This window comes from Xylanibacter rodentium (assembly GCF_013166575.1).
Lineage (GTDB): Bacteria > Bacteroidota > Bacteroidia > Bacteroidales > Bacteroidaceae > Prevotella > Prevotella rodentium.
On record NZ_JABKKE010000015.1, the window covers coordinates 72,808 to 98,596 of the forward strand.

Consider the following 25,789-nt stretch of genomic DNA (forward strand, 5'->3'; position numbering starts at 1 on the left):
GCGCATCCATCCTATATCCAGACAATAATGTAGTTTAAATCCGTTGAACAACTTATATTAATTATAATGACTAATCTATATTAACTCTGGTGACTAACCTATATTAATTATGATGACTAACTTATAAAAAAAATCCGGCATACGCACATTGTTCGTATGCCGGACTCATATCATTATACATTCTCCCGTGCATTGCGGGACACCCGCTTAAAGGTTCGGGTTGATCTTGCTCCACTCGGAGATGGCGGGCACGATGTTGAGCGTAACGAGCTCGTCGCGCATCTTGCACAGATGCTCATAGCTTGCATCGAGCTTGGCATTCTCCTCGGCAGTACCCTGAGGCACACGATATGTGCAGCCGTCGGCACCGAGAGTGGTGTCCATAGCCATCATGATATGGTTGTATTTCTCCGTCTGGACATATGTGCCCACAGGGAAACGGAAAGGCTCGCCACCCATTGCCGAACGAATCATCTCGACAGACAGATATGACGGACTCTGGAACGAAGAGCGGCCACGCAACTTGATGATGGCGGCACCACCCTGTGTCACATCCTTCTTCATCTGCTCCCACTCCTCAGCGGTAAACTCATCCGTGCCGAGTATATCTGTGAGTTTGCGGCCGGCCACCTCAACGTGTGAACCGAACACTGCCATCTGCTCGCCGTGACCGCCGTATGTGGCGCAACCGGTGATTTCGCTCTGCATCACACCGAATTTCTTTGCCAATGCGCTCTGAAGACGTGTGGTATCGAGAGCGGCAAGCGTTGTCACCTGACCGGGTTTCAGACCGGAATAAAGCAGAGTAACAAGACCGGTAAGGTCGGCAGGGTTGAATATTATCACCACGTGTTTGACATCGGGGCAATATGACTTGATGTTCTTGCCCAGTTCCTCGGCAATCTTGCAGTTGCCGGCCAGCAGATCCTCACGTGTCATGCCCTCTTTACGTGGTGCACCACCTGAAGATATGATGTACTTGGCGTTTGTAAACGCTTCCTTGACGTCTGTAGTGGCTGTGATCTTCACATTGCCGAAACCGCTCTGACGCATCTCCTCGGCAACACCCTCTGGTGAGAACACGTCGTAAAGACAGATTTCACTTGTCAGACCCATCATCAAAGCCGACTGAACCATGTTTGAACCAATCATTCCGGCAGCGCCGACGATTGTAAGTTTCTCGTTAGTTAAAAATGCCATAATCGATTATTATATTAATTAATTCATTCTAAAATGTCATCCGATAGTCTTAAATACACGGCAAAGTTAGCAAAAAAATGTGTATCGGCAATTGCAGACACACACTAAAAATGTTATTAATTTATAAACAACACTTTTTACACATTGTTTATATTGCCTCGTAGGCTAATTGCAATGTACGGATGGCATAATATCGGCAATTGTTTTGCCGTTATGATTTAAATTAATATATTTGTACCGTCATTTCACAACAAAGGCCGCAATACGGATATATCGCTACATCAAGAATATCACAAAGCCGTATCCGCAAAGCAGACTTATATAAAAAACACAACAAACCTATGAGCGACAACACGAAAGAACAAGTAAGAGAAAGACTTGCCGCACTGCGCGAAGAGATGAAGCGCGAAAGCCTGGGAGCCTTCATATTTCCAAGCACCGACCCTCACAACGGAGAGTATGTGCCTGAGCATTGGAAGGGACGCGAGTGGATAAGCGGATTCGACGGATCGGCAGGAACGGCAGTGGTAACCATGAACGAGGCCGCGCTATGGACCGATTCGCGCTATTTCATCGCTGCCGGAGAACAGCTGGACGGCACTGAGTATGTACTGATGCGCGAACGCATCGATGGTACACCCACGATAGCCGAATGGACAGGACGTAAACTGGCAGCCGCAGGCGGCCCTACAGAAGTAGGAATAGACGGTATGGTGACACCGGCCGACGTTGTGGAAGCACTTAAGGCCGATCTGCGCGCACAAGGCGGACTGACGCTGCGCACCAATTTCGACCCTCTCGGACGAATATGGCACGGCCGGCCGGCCATCCCCACAACCCCAATCGAGCTGCATCCTACGGAATATGCCGGAGAATCGTGCGCCTCGAAGCTCGACCGGGTCAGGACGGCACTGCGCGCCGTCAACGCTGGCGGCATGCTCGTGTCGGCTCTCGACGACATTGCATGGACGCTCAACCTACGTGGTTCCGACGTGCACTGCAATCCGGTTTTCGTCAGCTATCTGCTCATCACACAAAACAGGACAACACTGTTTGCCGACCGGCGCAAGGTGGGGCCCGAGATCGAGCAATATCTGAAAGACAACAATATAATGCTGAGAGAATACGGTGATATCCGTGAGGCTCTGCAACGATATGACGAATACAGCATAATGATGGACGGAAGCGAGACTTCGCATACATTGTACAACAGTGTCAGATGCAAGGAGAAAATCAACCGTCCGTCGCCAATAACATCGATGAAATCGATTAAAAACAGCACTGAAGCCGAAGGTTTCCGTAATGCGATGGTGCGTGACGGGGTTGCGATGGTACGCTTTTTGCGATGGCTCAGCCCGGCTGTGGCAAAAGGCAGCGAGACAGAAATGAGCATCGACCGCAAACTTACGGCATTGAGGGCAGAGCAGGATTTGTTCCGCGGAATATCGTTCGATACCATCGCAGCCTATCAGGAGCACGGAGCAATCGTACACTACGAAGCTACACCGGACAGCAACATGCCTCTGCGCCCCGAAGGCCTGCTCCTGATAGACAGCGGGGCGCAGTATCTCGACGGCACAACGGACATAACACGCACAATTGCCCTCGGGCCGGTGACAGAGGAACAGCGACGCGTGTACACCTTGGTATTGAAAGGACACATACAATTACAGATGCTGAAATTCCCGCGCGGGGCAAGCGGGACACAACTCGATGCCATAGCCCGACGCGATATGTGGGCGGCGGGACTCAACTACATGCACGGCACGGGACACGGCGTAGGCTCATACCTTAACGTGCACGAGGGGCCGCACCAGATACGCATGGAATACCGGCCGGCACCTATACAGCCGGGAATGACCGTCACCTGCGAGCCAGGCATATACCTCGAAGGACGCTTCGGAGTGCGCACGGAGAATACGCTGCTAACCGTGCCATACATGACGACGGAATTCGGTGAATTTCTGCAATTCGAGACTCTGACTCTCTGTCCCATCGACACAACGCCCGTCATGACGGAGATGCTTACCGACGAGGAACGCCGGTGGCTCAACGACTATCACGCCACTGTGCGCGAACGGCTCACTCCGTATCTGGACAGCGATGACGCCGAGTGGCTGCGCAAGGCTACAATCGAAATAGGCTAATCACGGACCGTTCTTATCCATTCCATCACATTGCTTGGTGCCATACCGGCATCAAGCAATGTCTTCATATAGTCCATTGCCGGAGCGACATGGGCAAAATAACGACGGTAACCGGCACAGAGACAGTTAAGTCCGGGATTGCCGTAACGGTCGTGAATGAATCTGTTTTTGGGGCATTCGCCATGACAGGCGAACAGCCACCGGCATTCACGGCACTGTTGCGGTAACATGGAACGTTTGGCATTGCCGAAAGCAGTCTGCCGCTCACTGTACATCATCTCGGTAATCGTGGAAGTGCGTATGTTGCCGAGCCGATATCCCGGAAATACAAAATGATCGCAACTGTACAGGTCACCGTTAAATTCCATAGCGGCAGAATGTCCGCAAACAGGAGCAAGCGAACAGATGCCCGGCGGCACTCCCGCCCAGTTGGCCAAAGTAGCGTCGAAGATCTGCACGAACGTTTCGCCGACATCGTTACGTACCCATTCATCGAAAATTCCGCAAAGGAAAAGCCCCCATTGTTCCGATGAAACGGACGTTTTTGTAAGCCGCCCGCCTTCTGTCATTCCCGGCATAAGACGCAGGGCATAGCTACCGGCATCGGCAATACGCTCCACTACGGGTGTGAACTGGATATACCGACATCCTATATCGCGGAAAAAACGGTAGAACTCTATGGGATAATCGGCATTAATACTGTTGACCACGGCCATTGCGTTCCATTCCACTCCATACCTGTCGAGCAGTTCGATGCCGCGCATCACATCATGAAACGAGCCGCAACGCATAGCATCGTGAAAGCGCTGCGGACCGTCGATGGACACGCCTATAAGAAATCCATTGTCACGGAAAAAACGACACCATTCATCGGTAATCAGGGTGCCGTTGGTCTGAAGACAGTTGTCTATATGCCGGCCCGCGGCATAGCGCTGTTGCAGAGCGAGCGCACGCCGATAGAACGACAACGGACGAAGAAGGGGTTCGCCGCCATGCCAGGTGAACAGCACTTCACCGGCTGTCTGCGCCTCGATATATTGGCGGGTAAACAGTTCAAGAAGTTCGTCTGACATGCAAAAAACGGCGGTTTCATCGTACAACCGCCGCTTTTCAAGATAGTAGCAATAGCGACATGAAAGATTGCAGTCGGAACCGGCAGGCTTCAGCATCACATAAAAAGGACGAGCAAAAGGGCGGCATGTACTCATATTCAATACTATTTGTCATTTACTTTATATTCGGTTTCTTGTTTCCAATTCTCGTCTTTCCTAAAATTCCACATACGGTTCGAGACGGCTTATGGCATCGGGAGTAAAATCACGGTGTAAATGCAAATCCTGTAAACTGTGCAGCGGACCATACAAACGGCGGTAGTCTTCGATGGCCTTGGCCTGATGAAAGGTGATATATGGGTGACGGCACATCTGCAGCACCTTAAGTTTGTTGAGGTTCATACGTCGTGTCTCGGGATTGCTTATTACGAAATATTGCTTTGTCTCTTGTGGAAAATCGTCGATTTCATCGAGCTGTTCCACACTCACATAACCGCCAAGACGCTCACCGTATGCCACTATCATGCTGGCAAAGACAGGCCCGATGCCGGGCACACGGCGGAGCATGGCTGTATCAGCCGTGTTGAGCACTATCCGCTCGTCGGGTGTTATCTTTGCCGGATACCAAATCGTATCGCGCACGGAATGTCCGGCTTCGGGCAAAGATGACGCCGGGAGGAAATCGGGAGATATACGTATGTACGGTTCAAGCCGGCGATACTGACCTACTGTCAGACCGTAGAGACGGGCAAAATCGGCTGGCCGCCTGTAAACGCCTCCACGGGCACGGTACTTGTAGATATTGCGCACCTGCCACGGTTGCAGGCCAAGTCGAAACAACGATGTACTGTCGACTGTATTGGGATCGAACGGAAATAGCTCGGATGCATGTTCCTTTACATGATAATACGGCTGTGTTTTACGATGGAATGTACGTTTTTGGAACATTAAGGTATCTTCCGTATCATTTAATGTGTCTGCAATATCAGTCCGTGAAAGTTCTGTCGAACCGTCTGTTCCCGAATAATATACAACGGAAAGCCCGGCCAAAGCCATAATGAGCAGTGCCATTATGGCCTTACGGTCAGACTTATGGTACAGTGTTTTGCGCATTGGGATTATATCAGTCCGAACTGGTGCAGGAATATGAGCGTGATGAATATCGGACAGACATATTTAACTGCAAAAAGATAGACATGGAAAAGACGGCTGCGGAGTGTGCCACGGTTGGTGAACTCGTCACGCACAACCTTGTGGGGAGCGAACCATCCGACATAGACACATGTAAGGAAAGCACCGACAGGCATCAGCATCTGGGCCGTCAGGGCATCAAAGAAATCCATCAGCGACCGACCGGCAAGGTGAAGAACAGGCATGGCACCCACCGACAATGAGCTGAGCACACATATCAGGCCGGTACAGACCGTGACTATCCATGCGGCATGACGGCGGGGCAAGTGTATCTCCTCATGGAAGAACGCCGTACCTATCTCGTGCATGGAAATGGTTGATGTAAGTGCGGCCAACGAAAGAAGCACGTAAAACAGCACGGAGACGACATATCCCACCACCGGCAATGATGCGAATGCTTCGCGAAACACATTGGGCAACGTGATGAATATGAGCGAGGGGCCGCTGTCGGGACTTATTCCTACGGAAAAGGCAGCAGGAAATATCATCAGACCGGCAAGAACGGCTATCACCGTATCTATCACGGCTATCTGACAGGCCGAACGCATCAGATTGGTCTGGCGGCCGAAATATGATGCGTAAGTGCAGAGACATGCCGTACCGAGACTGAGAGAGAAGAACGCCTGACCGAGAGCTTCGAGAAATACCTGCGAATCTACCTTGCCGAAATCGGGCTTCAACAGAAACTCCACGCCTTTACCGGCACCGGGCAACATGCACGAGGCCGCTACAAGGACTATGAGCAGAATAAAAAGTGTGGGCATAAGCATTTTCGAAGCACGCTCTATGCCACCACGTATTCCGTGCACTATCACCCAATGTGTAACAAGAATGAAAGCCAGACCCCACAAAACGGGTTTAACCGGATCGGAGGAGAAAGTGAAGAAATAGTCCTGCACATATTTCATGTCACCACCGAGGCTGCCCGTCAACGACGCTGTAAGATATTGAAGGCACCAGCCTGCCACAACAGCATAGAAGCCGAGGATGATCATAGATGTTGCAATGCCCATATATCCAATGGCGCTCCATCCTTTTCTGCCAGACAGATTGCCATAGGCACGGGCGGCATTGGAGGCGGAATGACGCCCGACGATAAATTCACTGACCATGCCTGGGATACCAAGCAAAAGGATGCAACCTATATAGATAAGTATAAAGGCTGCGCCACCGTTCTGTCCGGCCATAAACGGAAAACGCCATACATTGCCGAGACCGACGGCCGAACCCGCCGTGGCAAGTATAATACCGAGTCTGCTGCCGAAACTGCCTCTTTCTGATCTTGTCATTTATATCTGTTTATTCGTTTATTGATATTCTACTTACAAATATGTAGTACGGCGGCCTATTCATGTTCCGTATTTACCAAGGTTGTCATATTATGCCAAACTGATGGAGAAATACAAGCACTATACACACCGGACAGACATATTTCACACAGAACAAATAGAAATGGAAAAAACGGCCGTGCAACGTTCCGTTGTTGGTATACTCATCGCGCACCACTCTGTGCGGGATATACCAGCCGACAAACAGACAGGTCAGAAAACCGCCTATAGGCAGAAAGATCTGTCCGGTAACGAAATCGAACACATCGAACAGCGGTTTGCCGAAAAGCTGCAGACCGTCGAAACGACCGAGCGAGAGCGAACACAAAGCGCCTATGACCGAACATGTTGACGTAACGATAACTGCTGAGCTACGGCGAGTGATACGACACTCTTCATGAAGGAACGCCGTACTAACCTCGTGCAGCGATATGAGAGAGGTCAACGCTGCCAACGACAACAATACATAGAACAGTAACGATATGACAAACCCTACAGCCGGCATTCCGGAAAATGCCTGCTGAAAGACATTGGGCAGGGTGATGAAAATAAGCGATGGACCGCTGTCAGGACTGATACCTACGGAAAACGCGGCCGGAAATATCATCAGGCCGGCAAGTATGGCCACAAGACAGTCTATAACGCCTATCTGAACAGCCGAAGCTGCCAGATTGGTATGCCTGCTGAAATAAGAAGCGTATGTGCAGACACAGCCCATACCGATGCTAAGAGAATAGAACGACTGTCCGAGAGCACCGAGAAACATGTCACTGTCGACCTTGCCAAGGTCGGGCCTGAACAGAAAAGAAATGCCCTTGCCGGCTCCCGGCAGCATACACGCAGCCACCACAATGACAAGCAGAAGGATGAACAATGTCGGCATCATCAGCTTCGAGGCCTTTTCGATGCCGCCACGCACACCACGGACAATGACAAGATGGGTTATTATAAGAAACAGCACTGTCCATACAATGGGTTTTACCGGGTTTTGAGAGAACGAAACGAAATACTCCCTGATATATTCCGGATTGCCGTCGAGATGGCCCACAAGGGATGCGTATATATATTGCAGACACCACCCCGACACGACAGCATAATAGCCGGTGATGAGAAATCCCGTGAGCACACCGAGATATCCGACAGCCGTCCACGGCCTGCCACCGCTGAGTTTGCCATAGGCACGGGCGGTATTTGACCGGGCATTGCGACCAATGATAAACTCGCTGACCATGCAGGGGATACCCAACAGGAGCACGCAACCGATATAAATGAATATGAACGCCGCACCGCCATTCTCACCGGTCATGTATGGGAAACGCCATACATTGCCGAGACCGACGGCCGAACCCGCCGTGGCAAGAATAACGCCTATCTTGCTACCGAACTTAGCTCTCTCTAATTGTGCCATTATAAAACTTTTACTGTAATTCTGTTGCAAAAATATAAAATAATTCTTACTTTTGTACCAAAATAGTAACTTAATATGCAATATTCATATCAATTAGTAAGAAAATATCCCGTATCGATAGTGTTATTCCTCGTCATTTGGTATCTCTCGTTCTTTAATCCGCCCAAAACCGAACTTGACGAAGTGGCGTTTATTGACAAATGGGTACATGTGATAATGTACGGCGGAACATGTTCCGTGCTATGGATAGAATATATAATGAAGCACAAAAGACTCAACATACCGAAACTTATGCTGATGGCATGGCTCGCACCAATCATCATGAGCGGTATTATCGAACTCTTGCAGGAATACTGCACTGACGGGCGCCGAAGCGGCGACTGGATGGACCTGGCCGCCAATGCCACCGGTGTGACACTGGCTATGGCTGTCGGAATTATAATATCAAGAATAAAAAATATCGGCAGATGATTATCATTTCCGAGACGTCCCGCTCTTTGGAGAATAATATGTGCCGAGACTTCCACCCCACTCCTTGAACGGCTCAGCCCGTAGACGGGAATTATAGAAGCGACGGTCGCCGGTAACCTCTTTACCGATGAAATCGGGCTTTTCAAACGTTTCATCTTCCGATTTCAGCTCTACCTCAGCCATCACAAGACCGGCATTGTCACCATAGAACTCATCCACTTCAAATGTATGCGGGCCACTACGGACGAGCCATCGCGTCTTGTCAATCACACCCGGCTCACACAGACGGAACAACTGTTCGGCCTCGTCGGGCGTTATCTCTTTTTCAAATTCATACCGGCTCATACCGGCAGCATCGGAAGGCCCCTTGATTGTAAGAAAGCCGCAATGACCACGCAGACGCACTCTTACCGTACGCCCGCTGTCACTGCAAATATATCCTTGCCTGATGCGGCTGCTGTCATAAGCAAGTTGCTTATAGCTGTCGTCAATCACCAGAAACTTCCGTTCTATCTCCAGGCCGTCCATTCCCTGCGTCAAGCCATTATATACATCGAATAAGCCATAAAGCACAATGCAAGAACCACAAGAACGGCAAAAATAATCTTCACTACGTTCTTTCCATGTTCTGCCTGTCGTGCCTCATAAGCGGCACGACGCGGATTTTCCTTTTTGTTATTCTTCTTCATAGGTCGAAATTGTTTATTAAGTTATTCAAGATTTCTTTCAGATTATAATGATGAAATAGCGTATATACCCAAATCCAAGGCTTCAGTCTTCGTCATTCACGGGAAATTCCATCAGATAAGCCTTGATGAAACCGTCAATCTTACCGTCCATCACACCGTCCACATCCGTTGTCTGCCAGTTGGTACGGTGGTCTTTCACACGACGGTCGTCAAAAACGTAGCTGCGTATCTGGCTGCCCCACTCTATCTTCTTCTTGCCGGCTTCTATCTTGGCTTGCGCCTCGAGACGCTTTTTCATGGCACGATCGTAGAGCTGGGATTTCAGAAGACGCATGGCATTATTGCGGTTTTCAAGCTGCTTGCGGCTCTCGGTGTTCTCGATGAGAATTTCTTCCTCCTCGCCGGTATCAGGGTCCACATACTGATAGCGCAGACGTACACCCGTCTCAACCTTGTTGACGTTCTGTCCGCCGGCGCCCCCCGAGCGGAACAAGTCCCAACTTACGCGCGCCGGATCGACATACACCTCAATAGTATCGTCAACAAGCGGCGACACGAACACACTGGCAAAACTCGTCATCCGCTTACCCTGTGCATTGAACGGAGATACGCGCACCAGACGGTGCACGCCGTTCTCACTCTTCAGATAGCCGTAAGCATATTCACCGCCCTCTATCTGCATGGTCACACTCTTGATGCCGGCCTCGTCGCCATCCTGCAGGTTGCTTATGGTCACCTTGTGTCCGTTGGCCTCGGCCCAGCGCTGATACATACGCATGAGCATCTGGGCCCAATCCTGACTTTCGGTCCCCCCGGCGCCACTGTTTATCTTCATCACACAGTCCATCGGATCTTCCTTCTGACGCAGCATGTTCTTCAGTTCAAGACTTTCGATGGCCTCGAGGGCACGGCGATAGTCGGTGTCGACCTCTTCTTCCGTCACCATCTCGTCCTTATAGAAGTCGAAAGCAAGTTGCAGCTCGTCGGCCGCAAGACGCACTTCGTTGTAGCCGTCGATCCATCGCTTTATACCCTTTACCTTCTTCATCTGCTCCTCGGCCCGCTTGGGGTCCTCCCAAAAGTCGGGCGCCTGAGTACGAAGGTCTTCTTCTTCAAACTCTATTTTCTTTCTGTCAATGTCAAGATAGCGGCGCAGTGCCTCGGCGCGCTCCATGACGTCTTTAAGTTGGTCTGCTGTTATCATAAATTATCCCTCATACATCCTGTCAATCTCCGCCTTATAGTTCTCGTTGAGCACCCGCCTCTTAATCTTAAGTGTGTTGGTAAGCTCGCCACGCTCCATGCTGAAATGATGCGGCAGCAGTGTGAAGCGCTTTATCTGCTCATAATGGGCCAGTTGCTGCTGCAACGTGTCTATGCGGTCCATCATCATTCGGTATATCTCGTCGTTGGCACACAGGTCCTCGCGTCCTTCAAAGGCTATACCGTGCTCGCGGGCATACTCCTCAAGCAGACGATACTCCGGTATGATCAGCGCCGACACAAAGTTACGCTGGTCGGCTATTATGGCAATCTGATCTATAAACCTGTCCACAAGCAGCTTCGACTCTATCATCTGCGGAGCTATGTATTTGCCGTTCGAAGTCTTGAAAAGGTCCTTGATGCGCTCGGTGAGAAACAGCTCGCCGTTCTTCATATATCCCGCGTCGCCTGTACGGAAATATCCGTCGTCGGTGAAAGCCGCCTTGGTCTGCTCCTCACGGTTGTAGTAGCCTCGCGTGATAGTCGGACCTTTGAGCAACACCTCACCATCGTCGCTTATCTTCACACTGATGCTGTCTATCGGATATCCTACCGAACCGAGAGTATACGGTTTGCCCAAATGATTGCAGCTGACTGTGGCCAGGCTCTCCGTCAGTCCGTATCCTGCCAGCATATTGAGCCCTATGCTGTGGACGAACTCCTCTACATGTGCCGATATCGCAGCTCCGGCAGTAGGGAATATGTTGGGATTGGTCAGTCCCAGTTCCTTCCGCACCAGACTGAACAGCGTATTGTTTATCATCTCGTATTCAAGATGCAACGCCATCGGCGGACGTTTGCCACGGCTCAGATATTCGATATTGTGCTTGCGGCCCACGGCCAGCGCATTCTTGAACACCTTGCGCTTCACAGCATTCGCCGACTCGATCTTCTCCATCACACCGGCATACACCTTCTCCCAAAAACGCGGCACGGCGCACATGCTCGTGGGATGGGTCTCGCGCATCGACTTCTGCACCTCCTGCGGATATGTATTTACAATAAGCGTAGCACCCTCAGACAAGCTCAGCAACGTCCACCCTTTTTCGAAAATATGGGCGTATGGCAGGAAATTGAGCACACGGTCGCGATCTGTCAGCGGCACGCAATGGTCATTGGCCTCCAAAGCGGCATTATACTGGCCGTGGCTCAGCATCACTCCCTTGCTGTCGCCCGTGGTGCCGCTCGTATAGAGAATATTGGCAAGGTCGTCGCCGTTGGCCTCCTTGTACAGATTCTCCACCTCCGGCTGCCGTGGCAGGCCTTCGCCGAATTTGAGAAAATCATCGAAATAAATGGCGTGGGGGTCGTGATTGCTTATACGGACCGCGCGGTCGAAAATCACGATACGTTCCAATGTATGGCACAATGTACACACACGGTGTGCCTTGTCGTACTGTTCCTGTTCGCCGACAAATAGTATACGTACTTGCGCATCGTTGATCATAAATTGTATCTGCTGTTCGCTGCTCGTCGCGTAAAATGGTATGGTGACAGCCCTGACTCCCCATGCACCGAAGTCAGTAAACAGATACTGTACGCAATTCTGCGAAAAGACGCCTATTTTCTCCTGCGTACGCACTCCGAGATTGAGCAACGCATTCGACACTGTCTTCACAGTATGCGAGAACTCATTCCATGAATACGATTTCCATTCCGAGCCTCCAAAGTCCTTATAGACCATGACTTCACGGTCGCCATACTTTTTTGCCTGCTCATGTATCATTACCGACAGGTGGCTGTTTGTCTGCATAATAAATATATTTTGTTTTATGCAAAGGTATGGGAAATATGGGAAAACACAAAATTATTACGATGATATTTTTATCAGTTCAGAGTGATGAGTTTAGAGTAAAGAGGTATGATCACACTATGTATCATACAGCTATGAGATTATACGATGCAGAGGCTAATCATACCTCTTTACTCTAAACTCATCACTCTGAACTGAATATCATTTGCTCTCCTTGGGATAACTCACCCTCGTATGGTATATCATTTTCAATTTGTCTATCATTACCGTCTTGGCATATGCGATGTCGCGGAACGTGATGGGACATTCGCGGAAATGGCCGTCGGCCAACTGCCCGTCGACAAGACGGTTGACAAGGTCGCGTATCGACTTCTCCGTATAGTCGGGCAGCGAACGCGATGCCGCCTCTACGGTGTCGGCCATCATCAATATGGCTTGCTCCCGGGTGAACGGATTAGGCCCCGGATAGGTGAACAACAGGTCGTCAACGGGAGTGTCGGGGTTTTCGTTCTTGTATTTCACGTAGAAATATTTCGTCTTACCCAAACCGTGGTGAGTGCTGATGAAATCCTTTATCACCGTCGGCAGATTGTTCTTTTCCGCCATTTTCAGACCTTCGGTCACATGACTTATTATCACCTGTGCGCTGTCTATATACGACAGGGCGGCATGAGGATTCACACCCGACTGATTTTCAGTAAAGTATATCGGTGAAACCATCTTTCCGATGTCATGATACAACGCGCCTGTACGCACCAGCTGGCTGCTCGCCCCTATCTTGTTGGCGATGGCCGCAGCCAGATTGCCCACCTGTATGGAATGTTGGAACGTACCTGGCGCCTCCTCGCTCATACGCCTCAGCAGTGTGTTATTGGTGTTGGACAGCTCGATAAGCGTGATGTCCGATATGAATCCGAATGTCTTCTCCGCCACATAAAGCAGCGGATAGGCAAAGAGCAGAAGCATACCGTTGATTATCATATAATTATATGTACTCATATCAAACTCGGCAAGCGTCGATATATGTATCAGGTCAAAAGCGGCGTTCATGGCCATGCTCACCAACGTCACCACCACAGCCGTCTTGAAAAGTTGCGAGCGATATTGCAGTTCGCGCAGCGAGTATATGGCGGTGAGGCCGGCCACCGACTGCACCACGATAAACTCAAAAGGACTCTGCAACATGCAGGCACAGATGAGAATCATCGTGAAATGGGTGATGAAGGCCGTCCGCGAATCCATGAACACGCGCGTGATGATGGCGACGATGGCATACGGAAGGATATACACATGACCTATGGTGTTACGTATCAGCAATGACGTGAGCAGAGCGAAGATGATGATGAGCGAATAGAGCATGGCTATACTGCGCGGTTTCTCGAAATAGTCGCGGCGGAACAGGCTCAGATAGATGGTGAAACAGATGATGAACAGCGCCACGTATATCGTCTCGCCAATCAGCGTCAGCCCTATCTGCGTGGTGCTGTGGCTGCGGCGCTCCGTCTCGGCGCGGAACGACTCGAGCACCCGCGCCGCGTTTTCGTCCACGATGTCTCCCCGTCCTATTATCTTCTGCCCGCGCTGCACCACTCCGCTGGCCAGCGGTATGCTGTTCACGATGTCGTTCAGACTGGCGTCGCTACGCTCCTTGTCGTAAACAAGGTTGGGGATGATATAGTCGTTCAGGTTGCACTTCTGAAGCACCTGCCGGTGCTGCTCAAGCAGTTCGTCCACAAAAAGCTGCTCGTATGCCTCCTTGGCCGAGCACAGTTCGGTCACCTTCACGCTCACGGCATTCTTGCCGTTGACCACCCTCACCATCTGCGACGTGTCGGCTTTCAGCCGGTCATAGTCGTCCGAGTTCATTATGCCTCTTCTGTAAGCACGCCTCAGCCGGTTGGCGATAATGCTGATATAATCGTCGGAAAGCCCGGGTATTCCATCAGAAAAGTCGGACACGAACCGACGCACCTGCCGTCCCTCCTCCTCGGTGTTGTAGCTATAATAAGGCTCGTACTGCCTCATCAGGCTGTCGCGCTCTTTCTTTATCGTCTTGTCCGACTTGTATATCGGAAAGTCGAACGGAGCCGTCAGATCGCTATAACGCCACGGCTTGCCCTCGTCTATGCGCAGATAGCTGCGACGCTCGCTCGGTATGGCCCATATTATCACTGCCACCGTACCGATGATGATGGCGGCCCTCGTGAACAGATTACTCCACGTTATGTCTCCCTTCAAACTAAAAAATCCCATGTCTGTCGAATTGATATACAAGTTTGTGCGGGCGAAATTAAACAAAAAAAACGAGAAAACGGCTCTTCACGGCAGTTATTATGTTGGTCAACAGAATTAAACTACATTATCGTTCGGATATAAGATGAACGTGCTTTGGATAGATGCGCCCCAACGGGGCAACAAGCACATAGCCCGGGGCAGAGCGTAGCGGCACCCCGGGAATCGACATCGACAATCCCGCGCCCTGGATGGATGCGCCCCGCCGGGGCAACGAGCACACAGCCCGGGGCAGAGCGTAGCGGCACCCCGGGACTCAAACATCGACACACCCCGCGCCCTGCAAGGGCAAAAGCATAAAAATATATGGGATGTAAAAAAATGTAATTATCTGATAATTAATGCTTTTGCCCTTTTAGGACGAATAGGACAATTGAACATGACACCCGGGGTGCCGCTACGCTCTGCCCCGGGCTGTGTGCTCGTTGCCCCGGCGGGGCGCATCCATCCAGAGCGCGTTCATCCTATATCCGGGCGATAATGTAGTTTAATTTTGTTGACTGACTTAATATATTTATTTGACTATGATTTCAGACTACTTCACCACGACCTTCCTTCCACCAACCACATATACACCGGCCGGCAGATTGTCGATGTCGTCCGAAACGCGCCGGCCGTCAACCGAATATACCGGACCGGCAGCGGCGCCAGCACCGTTGTCCGTGTCATATATACCCGTCGGCGTGGTTCCGGCAATGCGTATGCGGCTCTTGGCACCGGCTGTCTGGGCCGATACTGGCAGTTCAAGATAACAACGGAAAGGAAGCAACTTGCAGTTGTTGCCTATCTTGACAAACTCTCCTGTCGCGGCATCATAGCCATAGCGCCATACTCGTCCGGTAGAACTGATAGTGGTATTGTCATAGTTGCCGTGCATGGCAATGTCGCCCGCACGTACAATGTTAAGAGTATCAGTAGGATTAAGCCGAACGTTTTCAAAATTCTCAAAAACAATTTTCTCATCAGAATAGGAATGACGAATCAAGTAAGGGGTATTGGCCTCAAACTTTGTCACCTCGGCATACGTTATGGTTCCATTTGCTGCATCATAGTTGTCGAGACGTGCCACTTCAACACCCGATGCCCTAATTTCGGCAAACTGCTCGTCAGACAACGCCACAGGCAGTATCACCGTACTCCACTGACCGGCCGGAAAATAACGATGGAAAAGGAACTCACTGACATCGGCACGACAGCCTCCCATTGCATAAGCATCGTAGGGAAAACCGAACGATGACACACCGTAAATCCAATCTTCGCTACAGAGTACCATAAAATCGCATTTCCAAAAAAGTCCGCCGGTCCCGTCGCTTTCAAGATAGAGCTTGTTTTCATAATTTTTCGAGAAGTCATCCCGAGACACCGTATATATCAGCGCATTGGGATTCTTGGGCTCAAGCATGAAATCCCCGACCGAATACCCGCCGATATTAAGCATGTTGACGGAAACGACGCTGTCGTTGGTCTTCAAGTCATTGTTTATAAACCCGAGGTCGGTATATATGCCGTCAGAAGTGTCGTAGCCGCCGAGAGCGAACAGTGCCACATTGCTGCCCATGGAGTCATAGCAGGTAAGCAGAGGGTCGTTGACAATGCCGTCGGGATATACCGATTTCACCTTGTCGTCCTCTATATAAGCAAGCACCTGATTGGTAAGGTTGACCATGGCGGGGCTTTCACCGTCCACGGTACCGCCAAGTCTGTTCATGGCAAGGAACAACACGGCACCGCTATCACCGCTGAACACGGTGTTGTCAGACGAATATACCACCACGCGCAGCGTGCCGTTGGGACGCATGGCCATCGTTATGCTATGCGTCGGGAGAGTCCCGCCGCCAAGTCCGCCGGGCTTCAGCGCCCTGCCGGTGAAATCATACAGGAAACCGTTGGTCTGATCGTTGACAAACTCAAATGTCCCGGGCTTGGCCACGTCACACTGGAAAGCGTTGACCGGCACACCGTCGTTCTCTATACCTATGTCGATACCCCAATATCCGTATGTCTCGTTGTAATATATCTCAGATACCGTCATTGTCGCTCCGGCCGTGGCACGGCATACGCCCAGCACGGCAAGCAGACAGAATATGAATATCTTCTTTTTCATAATCGTAATCTTTTAGTTCGGGTTTCTTTATTGGTTTGCTATGCGCCTCGCCAGTTCAACGATGTCGGCAACGGTAATACGGCCGTCGCCGGTAAGGTCGGCTTTGCTTATCTGGATATGTGTACTGTCTCCGTCGGATATATACTTGGACAGTGCCACAATGTCGGTAATGTTCAGACGACCGTCTTCATTTACATCTCCAAGAATATGTCTGTCGACAAACTGTATCCACGATGCGCTTGCACCGGCATTTCCCGCAAATCCGTCGGTGGCTGTAATGCCGGCGGTCTGCACCGTCAGTACATAATATCCGTCGTCCGATGTCACCTTGTCGAGCCCGAGAACAAACTCGGTGTCATTCACCTTGGTTATCACCATCCGGGATATGTCGACAGTCTCGCCCTGGCACCTCAGTTCCACATCGTCAACCGTGAATGTAGTCTCATCGACTGCCTTGCTGAATTTCACGCCTACCGACTTCAACTGCGAAGTAAGAACCTTACCGTCATCGGGGACACCGTCAAACGCTTCCACTACGAGTTCTGTCTCCGGCTTTGGCTCAAACGTAAGGATATAAGTCTCACGGCCTGCCAGCTCTGCAACAGCATGCAGACGACACTCGCTGACGGGGTCCTTGCCGTCACGCAATATATAATCTGTAAGCCAGAAATTATCAACAGGCATTTCAATGCCGTCACTCTGGCGGACAACCGACACCAGCTTTTGTTTGCCGGCTGTCAGATCCGTTGACGAGCCATAGTTCCATCCGTCAGCTGACGGTATTACCGTAACGGCATACTCCGTTTCGCTCCGTCGCGTCATCTCTACACAAGAAGCGGTAACGACATTTTCCTCCTTGCGCCCGTCGGTGAAATATACCATATCGGGCATATCCTCCGAATCGACAATATCGTTGACAAGGAATCCGCGGATTGCAGGCGAGGTCGTGCCGTTTGCAGTAAAGCCATGTACCAGCTCATGGACAGACACATTGTCAAGCAACGACAGGTCTTCATTGCCATAGCTTGTCACATGCGTAGCCTTCACATCATAGTCTGTGAAGTGGCCGAGCAGCGAACTCTGAAGCCACCACTGGGCATAAACGGTAGAATGGGCTGCGATTGTTCCGAAATCGGTAGTCACACTTTCCCCTAAGGCAAGTGTCTTGTCGTCTCCGTTAAGTTGTGAACTCAGCAACTTGAAATCAATCAGCAGTCCTTTTTCGTTGTCCACAATCTTGGGTTGTTCCGTCATCATACGCACGTTGGTGGCGTCACCATTGCCCTTGTTGCTTATGAGCAACGCAAATTCCGCCGGCCGGCACGGTTCCACTACATCAAGGGTCAGCGGGTTGTCACCGTAAACATCACGCTGCATGAAGTATGTAAGGTCAAGATTGGGTGACGGCTTTACGGTCAGTGTCACGGGGTAAAGGTCGCGGGTGACCTCCAGACCGGTGAACGGGTCAATGTATACGAGCGAACCTCCAAACGAATAATCCCTGTCCGTCTCAAGGGCGGCATACTTGGTGGGTATGAACACTATCGTTGCCGTACCCGTTTCGTTGGCAGCGAGCGACCATCCGCCCGTCAGGTCCAAATCGCCGCTGAAACCTTTCAGGCTCTCCATGTTTATCTGGAACTCATGGGATGTGGCCAACGTACCCTCATCGTCACGGACTTCAATATTCAGACGGACTTTCTCCATGGCCTTTTCCTCGTTACCGTTGAACACGGTGAGCGTACCGCGGAATGCCTGGCGTGTCATGGTCATCGTCTGGGAAAGCTGGAGGGATATGCTGGCGCAGACAGATTTCTGCCCTCCTTCCAATACCTCCTTCATCCCCTCGACGTGCTCTTCCGTATAATCGGACGGCATGGAATATCCCATATCACTGAAATGGCTGCGTGTATCTTTCATTATCCGAATATCATTTGCCAATCTGGACGCGATATCGTCAGGAAGTCCGTCGGTCAAATACCGTTTGCGGCGTTCAAAGAATTGCCTGTACAGTTCCATTGACAAAGCCTCGGGCTTATACTTGACCACATCATCGAACTCCGCGGACTTGTAATCTACGGAATCTATGAGCACACGCATTTCATAGAAAGATACGTCATCCCATTCCTTCTCGCTTCCCCATATCACACCATTGATATTGGCAAATGCCTCAAGCCGGGTGTGAACTACGCCCAGTTCCTTCATCACAGATTTCAGATAGTCCTTACTACCGGACTGTCCGCTGCGTCTTGGCATGAATTCAATCTCCGAGCCGTTCGTGAGATGGTCACAGGCGTGGGCGAAATCGTTCGCACATGAAGAAATATTATTTGCCAGACCTATCAATTTCAACGAGCCCTTAGCGCTTTTCATAGCTTTGGTATATTCCGAATCGGTAAGCTGATTACCATTACCGGCCGATTGAGCAATAGCAATGTCAAGAACCTCCTCAACGGCATTGGTTGCCGATACGTAGGACTCATATACATCTCCAAAAGTCCTTTTAGAATCACAACTTTCGTCAAATCCGGATGCTTGTATCTCTACAAGATCATGGAAACTGTTAATATTAGCCTGTGCACCGGAGACATTTTTTGCAGCCTTTTTAGTGGGATCATAAGGTGCCTGTATCTTATCTAACGGAAGACCGAAGAAATAGCCGAAACATTTCAATCCGGCAATGGCCAGTCCCTGTTGGCACGGTTCACAGCCTGTGTTTACACGCTCTATAAAATTGTCATCATCGTCTCCATGATAATATTCCGGACCATCCTTTTCATCTTTATCATTGGGATCTTTCTTCGGGCGTGATTTTGGGGGAACCGGATCTCTCTCATCAAGGCTTCCAGGTGGATTTGCAGGTCCTGGGCCACCATGATCATAAACATCACCTATGCAAGTCCTCAATTTAACCGGCCGGCCATAACAATGCCATTTCCTGTCAAATCCGCAGTCCCAAAAATACTTTACATCCATCGTGAAATAACAACGGGAGCCTTTCTTCTCTCCTGCTTTTCTCATGGCTTTTTCCACCGAGCCGGTATTCTTCGTCACCTTGACAGGAATCAATACACTCTGTTGCGGTGCGAGTTCAAACAGTTCGTCATTATAATCCAAAGCCTCGAAAGTCAGTGTCTCGACACCTTCCGGCAATATCAGTTCCACGTCCTGTGCCGTTATCAGCCCCTTGTTTGTCAAGACGGCATTGAACATCAACGACTCACCCGGCTGCAATTCATCGGCCTCAATTCTGTCGGGAACGGACAGTTGCACTACAGGTACAGGCACATTCGTCTCATATTCCACCTCTGTCACGATGTCGTACTCATCCTCAACATCAGTCTCTTCGACCTTCCAGTCCACCGTTATGGCTCTGAAGCTGAGGTTTACCACCTCCTTGGTTACAGTCCCCGGATCGACAAGGATATTGTTACGATACGAATCATGCTTGTCTGCCGTGACGCTTACGCTATAGTATCCTTCCGGCAGTTCAACAGAATAAAGTCCGTTGCCGTCGGTAAGTCCCTGCGCTATTACAGCACCGGTCGTGGGATGCTTGACAATGACCTGCGCCCCCGATACATGAGGAGCCTGAGGTGTATAATATGTGTATTCGTCACATACATCGACAACCAGCGTTCCTGTCGACTCGGACACAGGCTCTATGCTGTAGTCCAAAGCCAGTCCTTTGCCGTTTTCACAGTTTATTCCGATTATTCCCGTTACAGGTACATTAAGCTGCATCTCGTCTGTCGGAGTAAATCTCAATACAGCGGTGACCGACTCCCCGTAAGCCAACGAGGCCATCTCCGAAGGTGTCGCCGTGGTCATCCAACCGGGAAGCGCCAGAGTTATCTTGCCGGTTTCTCCCTTGCCGATATTCGTAATGGTGACAGGATAATCTCTCGAAGTGCCTTTGACCATCGTAGTACTGATGCGCGATACGTCAGCCTGCAACTGGCCTTTGGCATTTCTGCAATAATAGAACAGCGTTGTCTCTACAGACGGGCCTTCCGCCGTTTCCACCACAATCTTTATCTCTTCCCAATCATCGCCGGGAGAGGGCGTTTCCGACAATATCGAACATTGCACGTCAATACCTTTTCCGCCGTCTATCCTGTCCGGGCAAACCACATCGACGGTGCAATGTTCCGGTTTTGACAGTACGGTCGCCCTTACCCCCGTAAGCGGCAACGTTCCGGAATTGACAAACGGGACGTTTCTTTCATAACGCTCGCCTGCAACAGCCTCACAGGTGATGACCGAACTTGAAGAACGCCTGAAACCGTAGATATAGGCAGCGGCCATCTCGCTTTTCAGATTCTCACCGGGATAACAGGCTCCTATGGAGAAATGTCCCGTCTGAGACCGATAAGGCTTATATACCGCGGTAAAGTTCCCTTCGGCATCCGTTGTCGCCGTAAGGGTCTGCCGCAGACCTCCGTTGACGATGTATACCTCAACTGCCGACTCTGCCGTCACGTCACCGGCAATACGGCCTGTTATCCGCATTTCCTCGCCCGGTTGGTAAACGGACTTGTCCGTAGATACCGTCGCGCTGAAAGGTGCCACCGTCTTTACCCTTATCCGCTCCGACGTATTGTTGGCATACAGCAGCTCCTTTACCGACTTGTCTTCATTGACAACGGCATAGACTTCGTAAAGCCCTATTGCCGCAGGCATGGATATCGTTTTGGTCAGTTCCGTACGGGCACCGGCAGGAAGCGGTTGTTGAAGATACGACACCGCCACCGGATCCGGGCTGTTGCCGACATACAGTTTCACTTTAACCGCATCCGGCAGTTCCGCCGCACCGACATTTTCCAAAGTCAGGGTTACATCCACGTCTTCTCCCACCCGGATTTCCGGATTTGACACACTTATACCCGTTATCCTGGCATCGGGCAATGTCCGGTCGGTCAGCATCACCCAACAGGTGCCTTTCGAATAGCCGTTGCTCTCTATGGTGAACACGACAGTCTTGCTGTCACCGGAAAGAGCGTTAGGCAACGCCCTCACCACTATATCCGCGGATTTCGCTCCTGCCGGAATGGTGACATTGCGGTCGTACGACAATCCTTCGTCGTTATCGGCGCTCACCGTAACCTCCAATGCCGTGTCCGTACCGGTATTGCGCGTAACCGTAAGAACCACCTCACCACCTTCAAGCAAGGTTGACCTTGACGACATGACGCCCAGGGACGGACCGTCGTCGTCTATTATCTCTATCGCCTTGGTAACAACCCCTACGCTGCTTCCCTGTGCCGAGCAGCTGCACGAAGAGACATAGACCGCTGCCGTAATGTTCACAGCCCTGTCACCGTCAACATTTGCATTGTCGACAACGCCCAAGGTGAACTGCACTTCATCCACACCTTTGTCAAAGACAATGCTCTTACGTGAATAATAAATATCGCCGGCAGAATCGTCACTGAGCAGTACGGTCACTTTCTTGTCCTTGTTAGTAAGGCGTCGCAATGTTGCCAGAACGGCAGCAGGACCGGCCGACTCGCTTACTGTAGCCGGAGACAATTCAAGATCGATTGCAGGCAGGTCGTTATCATCCAAAAGCACGATACACTCTCCGCCGACATATTTGTCGGCAGAGACTTTGAAAGCCACGCTTTCCTGCAACTCCACATTGTCATTGTCAACAGCCTTTACTTCGACCGTCGCCGTTGTTTCTCCCGCCGGTATCGTCAGCGACGACGGGAAACTGAAACGCTTTGGAAAGTCCGTACTTACCGTAACGTCCGTCGGAGACACGGAAACACGCTGCAAACTTATAGTCAGACTGAACGTCTCGCCCTCTGTAATATCCGCTTTTGAGGGAGTCACCGTCAGTTGCGGATACTCATCGTCCTCCACTTCCATCACTCCCGAGACCGCATCATAGCCATCGCCGGAAGCCTGTATACAGAACGTTCCGGCATCGTCCAGCACGTCATTGTCAGCTACACTGACATAGAAATACGCACCAGACTGACCAGTCGGTACCGTTACCGTCGCAGGAATCACAAGACGCTCGTCCCCACCCGTCTTTTCAAGAACGAAAGTCTGGCTCTCCGCCCAGTTGCCGCTTCTTGACAACCGGCAGCGCACCGCAGTGGCATTGTCTTCCTCCAAAGCTCCATCCGGCAATGTCAGATACAGTTTCTTACCCACGCCAAGGGTATATCCGGACGTCTCCGATGTATTGTTATTTTGAAACTCCGGTGCTTCTCCCGAATCGGAATACGGAACGACAGTGACGCTTATCTTCGCATTGCCGTCTATTCCAAGCAATGAAGACAAGGCTATATCGGCTTCACGCGATACGCTGCCGCCTACGGCAAGTCCGTCCGTTTCGTGATAGAATGTCCCGAGCGATACCGTCTTTCCCGTTTCAGACACCAGCGACACTCTCTCGCTCCATCCCCCGGTAGCGGCCATGTTTCCTTTGTTGCTTATCCTCCATGCCACCTGCAGCGTGTCTCCCGGCATCACGTCTTTTGCCGCCGGGCGAATATCGGTCACTATGAAATCGGGACTGCGCGATACTTTCACCGAAAGGGACCCTGCCACCGGCTCCGCCATCGGAATGACGGTGACGGCATCGGCCGCAAACCGCGTATCGCCACCGGCCGTGACCGGATAAGTGCCGGCAGGACAATCGTCCGCCACCGTGAGCGATACGCTGCACAGTTCGCCCGACGTACCTTTGATCGGTGCCGGAGGAGAGGCATAGAACAGTATCGTAAGGGTGCCATCGGCCTTATGCCTGTACTGCAACGTATGGCCGGCAGAGCGGGATTCGCCCATCGTTACGCCGCCGACAGACACACCCTCCGGCAACCGAAGTTCTATCTGGCCGCCGGCAACCGCCGACTCATTGTCCAGAAAAACCGGCAGAGAGACTGTTCCTCCCTGCATGGCTTCCACTTTACCCACCGTCAGACGGTTGGTCTGTGCTCCGAGCCGCTGCGGCATAAGACAGCACATCAGGCTGAAAAGCAGCAGCGGCCGGCACAACATATTATATATCAGTTTCATACTCATCATCATTTCCGGATAAATTTAGTGCGGACAGTCCTGCCGTCCTTGTTTATCTCTGCTACATACGTGCCCTGTACAAGCACCGGTATGGATACAAGCTCATTGTCACCGCCTATGGTGGATGCGGCTACAAAGCGGCCACCGGCATCGTAGACCGACAGCGAGCCGCCGCCGGCGTTCAGCACACGCAGGCCGTCACTCTCGACGACAATTGCCGGACGGCCGTCGGCAAGGCCGCGGACGGCGGTGGGCGATCCTACCGTGAGGCGGCCCGGAGCTATGCTATGGTCTATGGCACGCATGTCGCCGGCCACCATAACCACGTTCTCGGGAACCACAGGATAACTGCCCTCATCCATATTGACGGGCAGCACGGCCCTCACACTGAGCTGACCGCCGACGGGCCGCAAGTCGGAAGAGTATGCCAGCAGAGTATAGGTATTGGCGGCGGTTCCGGCTTTGCGGCCCACAACGAGCCCTTCGGTGGCTGTCTCCAGCTCCACACCCTCGGGCATGGTGACGTCAAACTGCACTCCACACGGACGGCCCGCACCGCGCAATGCGAAATTGAGATACACCTCCGTAGCATTTCCCGCGTCGGCATCCATGGCCGTCAGAGTGACGTCATCGGCAGCGCCTGCGGCCGCCTGTCTGGCTGCACGCCCTGTGGCATCGTCGCCAAGGATGATGCCGGCTATGCCTATAATGTCGGTCACGTCGATACGACCGTCGGAATCGATGTCGGCTGTCAGCCTGTTCCACGTCGGGAAGACGCGCCCGAAGATATGGTCAACCGTACACAGGATGTCCATTATGTCCACACGCTCGTCCTTGTTGACGTCGCCAAGCAACAGCGAGCCCGCACCAGGCTCGCGCAGAGCGAACGTCTGCACGGCCTCGCTCACACAGCCATGCGCGTTGGCATAGCGATAGCTCATTGTATAACTTCCGGAAGCGTTCTCTTTGGGAGCAAACACCGAAGCCTCACTGCCATTGATATAATATATGCCTCCCTCGGGCATACCGCCGGAAAGTATGAAGTTGTCCTCAGTGGTGTACACGGGGAACAGCGGTGCCAGCGAAACCTCCGGAGAGGGGTTCACCGTGACGGTTATGGCCGGTGACGTGACCGTATTCACCGGACTGCACGGGTTGGACGACAGCACCGTCACCTGCACCCGGTCACGGTCGGAAAGCGTGCCGGTCAGCAGCGTGTCGCCGGTGGCGCCACGCACCACCTCGCCGTTCACCGTCCACTCATACTCCGGATAGCCACCGGCATTGAAGGTCTTGGCCGTGAACATAACGGTATCGCCCGAACAGCTTGCGGACACCGAGGCATTGAGCCTCACCGACGGATCAGCGGTATCGAGCACCACCACCGGTTTGGTACACGTGGTCTCGCAGTCGCCCACGGTCTTCACCGACAGCGACACCATATACTCACCGGCCTTGGCATACGTGTATACGAAATCGTCGGCACCGGTGGCATCGGCCTTGCCGTCGCCGTCCATATCCCACGAGTATACGGTTTCTTCCGTGGCGCCACGGGTCGTGTTGGTCACGGTGAATTTCTCACCGCGGCACACCGTGTCGGCGGGCAGGCTGAAATCGGGTTCGGCATTGATACAGAACGTACGTATGAGCGGACTGCCCCACACTCCGCCGGACCGCGCACGTACCACGAGCGTATGGCTGCCATACCCGGCGTACGATTCGATATCGGTGTCTACTACGGCCACGTCGGTACCGGTGAAAGGCAGCGGTGTGGCAAGGCCGAAGCCGGGATCTTCGTCCCAAAAATACTCCACGCGGTCGATTACACCATCTGAGGGAGAAACAGCAACCATATAGCG

15 protein-coding genes are annotated in these 25,789 nt (G+C 51.7%); 2 read left to right on the forward strand and 13 right to left on the reverse strand.

Annotation, left to right across the window (positions count from 1 at the left end; translation table 11 throughout):
* Positions 1-207: 207 nt before the first annotated feature.
* Entirely contained in the window at positions 208-1,200 is a 993-nt protein-coding gene (locus HPS55_RS09695; RefSeq protein ID WP_172174302.1) for a malate dehydrogenase, read from the reverse strand.
* Between the two features lie 341 nt (positions 1,201-1,541).
* On the opposite strand from HPS55_RS09695, the gene HPS55_RS09700 reads away from it, so the two are divergent.
* Positions 1,542-3,347 carry an aminopeptidase P family protein gene (locus HPS55_RS09700; protein ID WP_172174305.1) on the forward strand — a complete coding sequence of 602 codons (1,806 nt, stop codon included), beginning with the start codon at positions 1,542-1,544 and terminating at the stop codon, positions 3,345-3,347.
* Here HPS55_RS09700 and HPS55_RS09705 read toward each other — a convergent pair.
* The 4 genes from HPS55_RS09705 to HPS55_RS09720 all read right to left on the reverse strand — a co-directional run bounded on the left by HPS55_RS09705 (position 3,344) and on the right by HPS55_RS09720 (position 8,326).
* Positions 3,344-4,555 carry an anaerobic sulfatase-maturation protein gene (locus HPS55_RS09705; protein ID WP_172174308.1) on the reverse strand — a complete coding sequence of 404 codons (1,212 nt, stop codon included), beginning with the start codon at positions 4,553-4,555 and terminating at the stop codon, positions 3,344-3,346. The genes HPS55_RS09700 and HPS55_RS09705 overlap by 4 nt on opposite strands.
* 60 nt (positions 4,556-4,615) lie before the next feature.
* Positions 4,616-5,512 (reverse strand): helix-hairpin-helix domain-containing protein, encoded by an 897-nt coding sequence (locus HPS55_RS09710; RefSeq protein WP_172174311.1) that lies wholly within the window; start codon positions 5,510-5,512, stop codon positions 4,616-4,618.
* Positions 5,513-5,517: 5 nt separating this feature from the next.
* On the reverse strand, positions 5,518-6,879 hold the full coding sequence (locus tag HPS55_RS09715; RefSeq protein ID WP_172174314.1) for a sodium-dependent transporter: 1,362 nt from the start codon (positions 6,877-6,879) through the stop codon (positions 5,518-5,520).
* 85 nt (positions 6,880-6,964) lie between these two features.
* The gene (locus HPS55_RS09720) at positions 6,965-8,326 is read right to left on the reverse strand and encodes a sodium-dependent transporter (protein ID WP_172174317.1); all 1,362 of its coding nucleotides are present in this window, start codon (positions 8,324-8,326) and stop codon (positions 6,965-6,967) included.
* Between the two features lie 75 nt (positions 8,327-8,401).
* Between HPS55_RS09720 and HPS55_RS09725 the strand changes: the two genes are divergently transcribed.
* On the forward strand, positions 8,402-8,797 hold the full coding sequence (locus HPS55_RS09725) for a VanZ family protein (protein WP_172174319.1): 396 nt from the start codon (positions 8,402-8,404) through the stop codon (positions 8,795-8,797).
* 3 nt (positions 8,798-8,800) lie between these two features.
* Here HPS55_RS09725 and HPS55_RS09730 read toward each other — a convergent pair whose 3' ends face one another.
* The 8 genes from HPS55_RS09730 to HPS55_RS09765 form a co-directional block, all read right to left on the reverse strand.
* Positions 8,801-9,325 (reverse strand): CYTH domain-containing protein, encoded by a 525-nt coding sequence (locus HPS55_RS09730; RefSeq protein WP_172174418.1) that lies wholly within the window; start codon positions 9,323-9,325, stop codon positions 8,801-8,803.
* An 8-nt stretch (positions 9,326-9,333) separates the two neighbouring features.
* Positions 9,334-9,486, reverse strand: a complete 153-nt coding sequence (locus HPS55_RS09735) for a hypothetical protein (RefSeq protein ID WP_172174322.1) — start codon at positions 9,484-9,486, stop codon at positions 9,334-9,336.
* A gap of 82 nt (positions 9,487-9,568) precedes the next feature.
* Positions 9,569-10,690 carry a peptide chain release factor 2 gene (gene prfB, locus HPS55_RS09740; RefSeq protein WP_172174325.1) on the reverse strand — a complete coding sequence of 374 codons (1,122 nt, stop codon included), beginning with the start codon at positions 10,688-10,690 and terminating at the stop codon, positions 9,569-9,571.
* A 3-nt stretch (positions 10,691-10,693) separates the two neighbouring features.
* The gene (locus HPS55_RS09745; RefSeq protein WP_172174328.1) at positions 10,694-12,502 is read right to left on the reverse strand and encodes an AMP-dependent synthetase/ligase; all 1,809 of its coding nucleotides are present in this window, start codon (positions 12,500-12,502) and stop codon (positions 10,694-10,696) included.
* A 201-nt stretch (positions 12,503-12,703) separates the two neighbouring features.
* Positions 12,704-14,755 (reverse strand): HD family phosphohydrolase, encoded by a 2,052-nt coding sequence (locus HPS55_RS09750; RefSeq protein ID WP_172174331.1) that lies wholly within the window; start codon positions 14,753-14,755, stop codon positions 12,704-12,706.
* Positions 14,756-15,329: 574 nt separating this feature from the next.
* Positions 15,330-16,898, reverse strand: a complete 1,569-nt coding sequence (locus HPS55_RS09755; protein ID WP_172174334.1) for a hypothetical protein — start codon at positions 16,896-16,898, stop codon at positions 15,330-15,332.
* A gap of 27 nt (positions 16,899-16,925) precedes the next feature.
* Positions 16,926-23,930 (reverse strand): CARDB domain-containing protein, encoded by a 7,005-nt coding sequence (locus HPS55_RS09760; protein ID WP_172324933.1) that lies wholly within the window; start codon positions 23,928-23,930, stop codon positions 16,926-16,928.
* Between the two features lie 8 nt (positions 23,931-23,938).
* Positions 23,939-25,789 (reverse strand): PKD domain-containing protein (locus tag HPS55_RS09765; protein ID WP_172324935.1); only part of this gene is annotated, 1,851 nt, incomplete at its 5' end.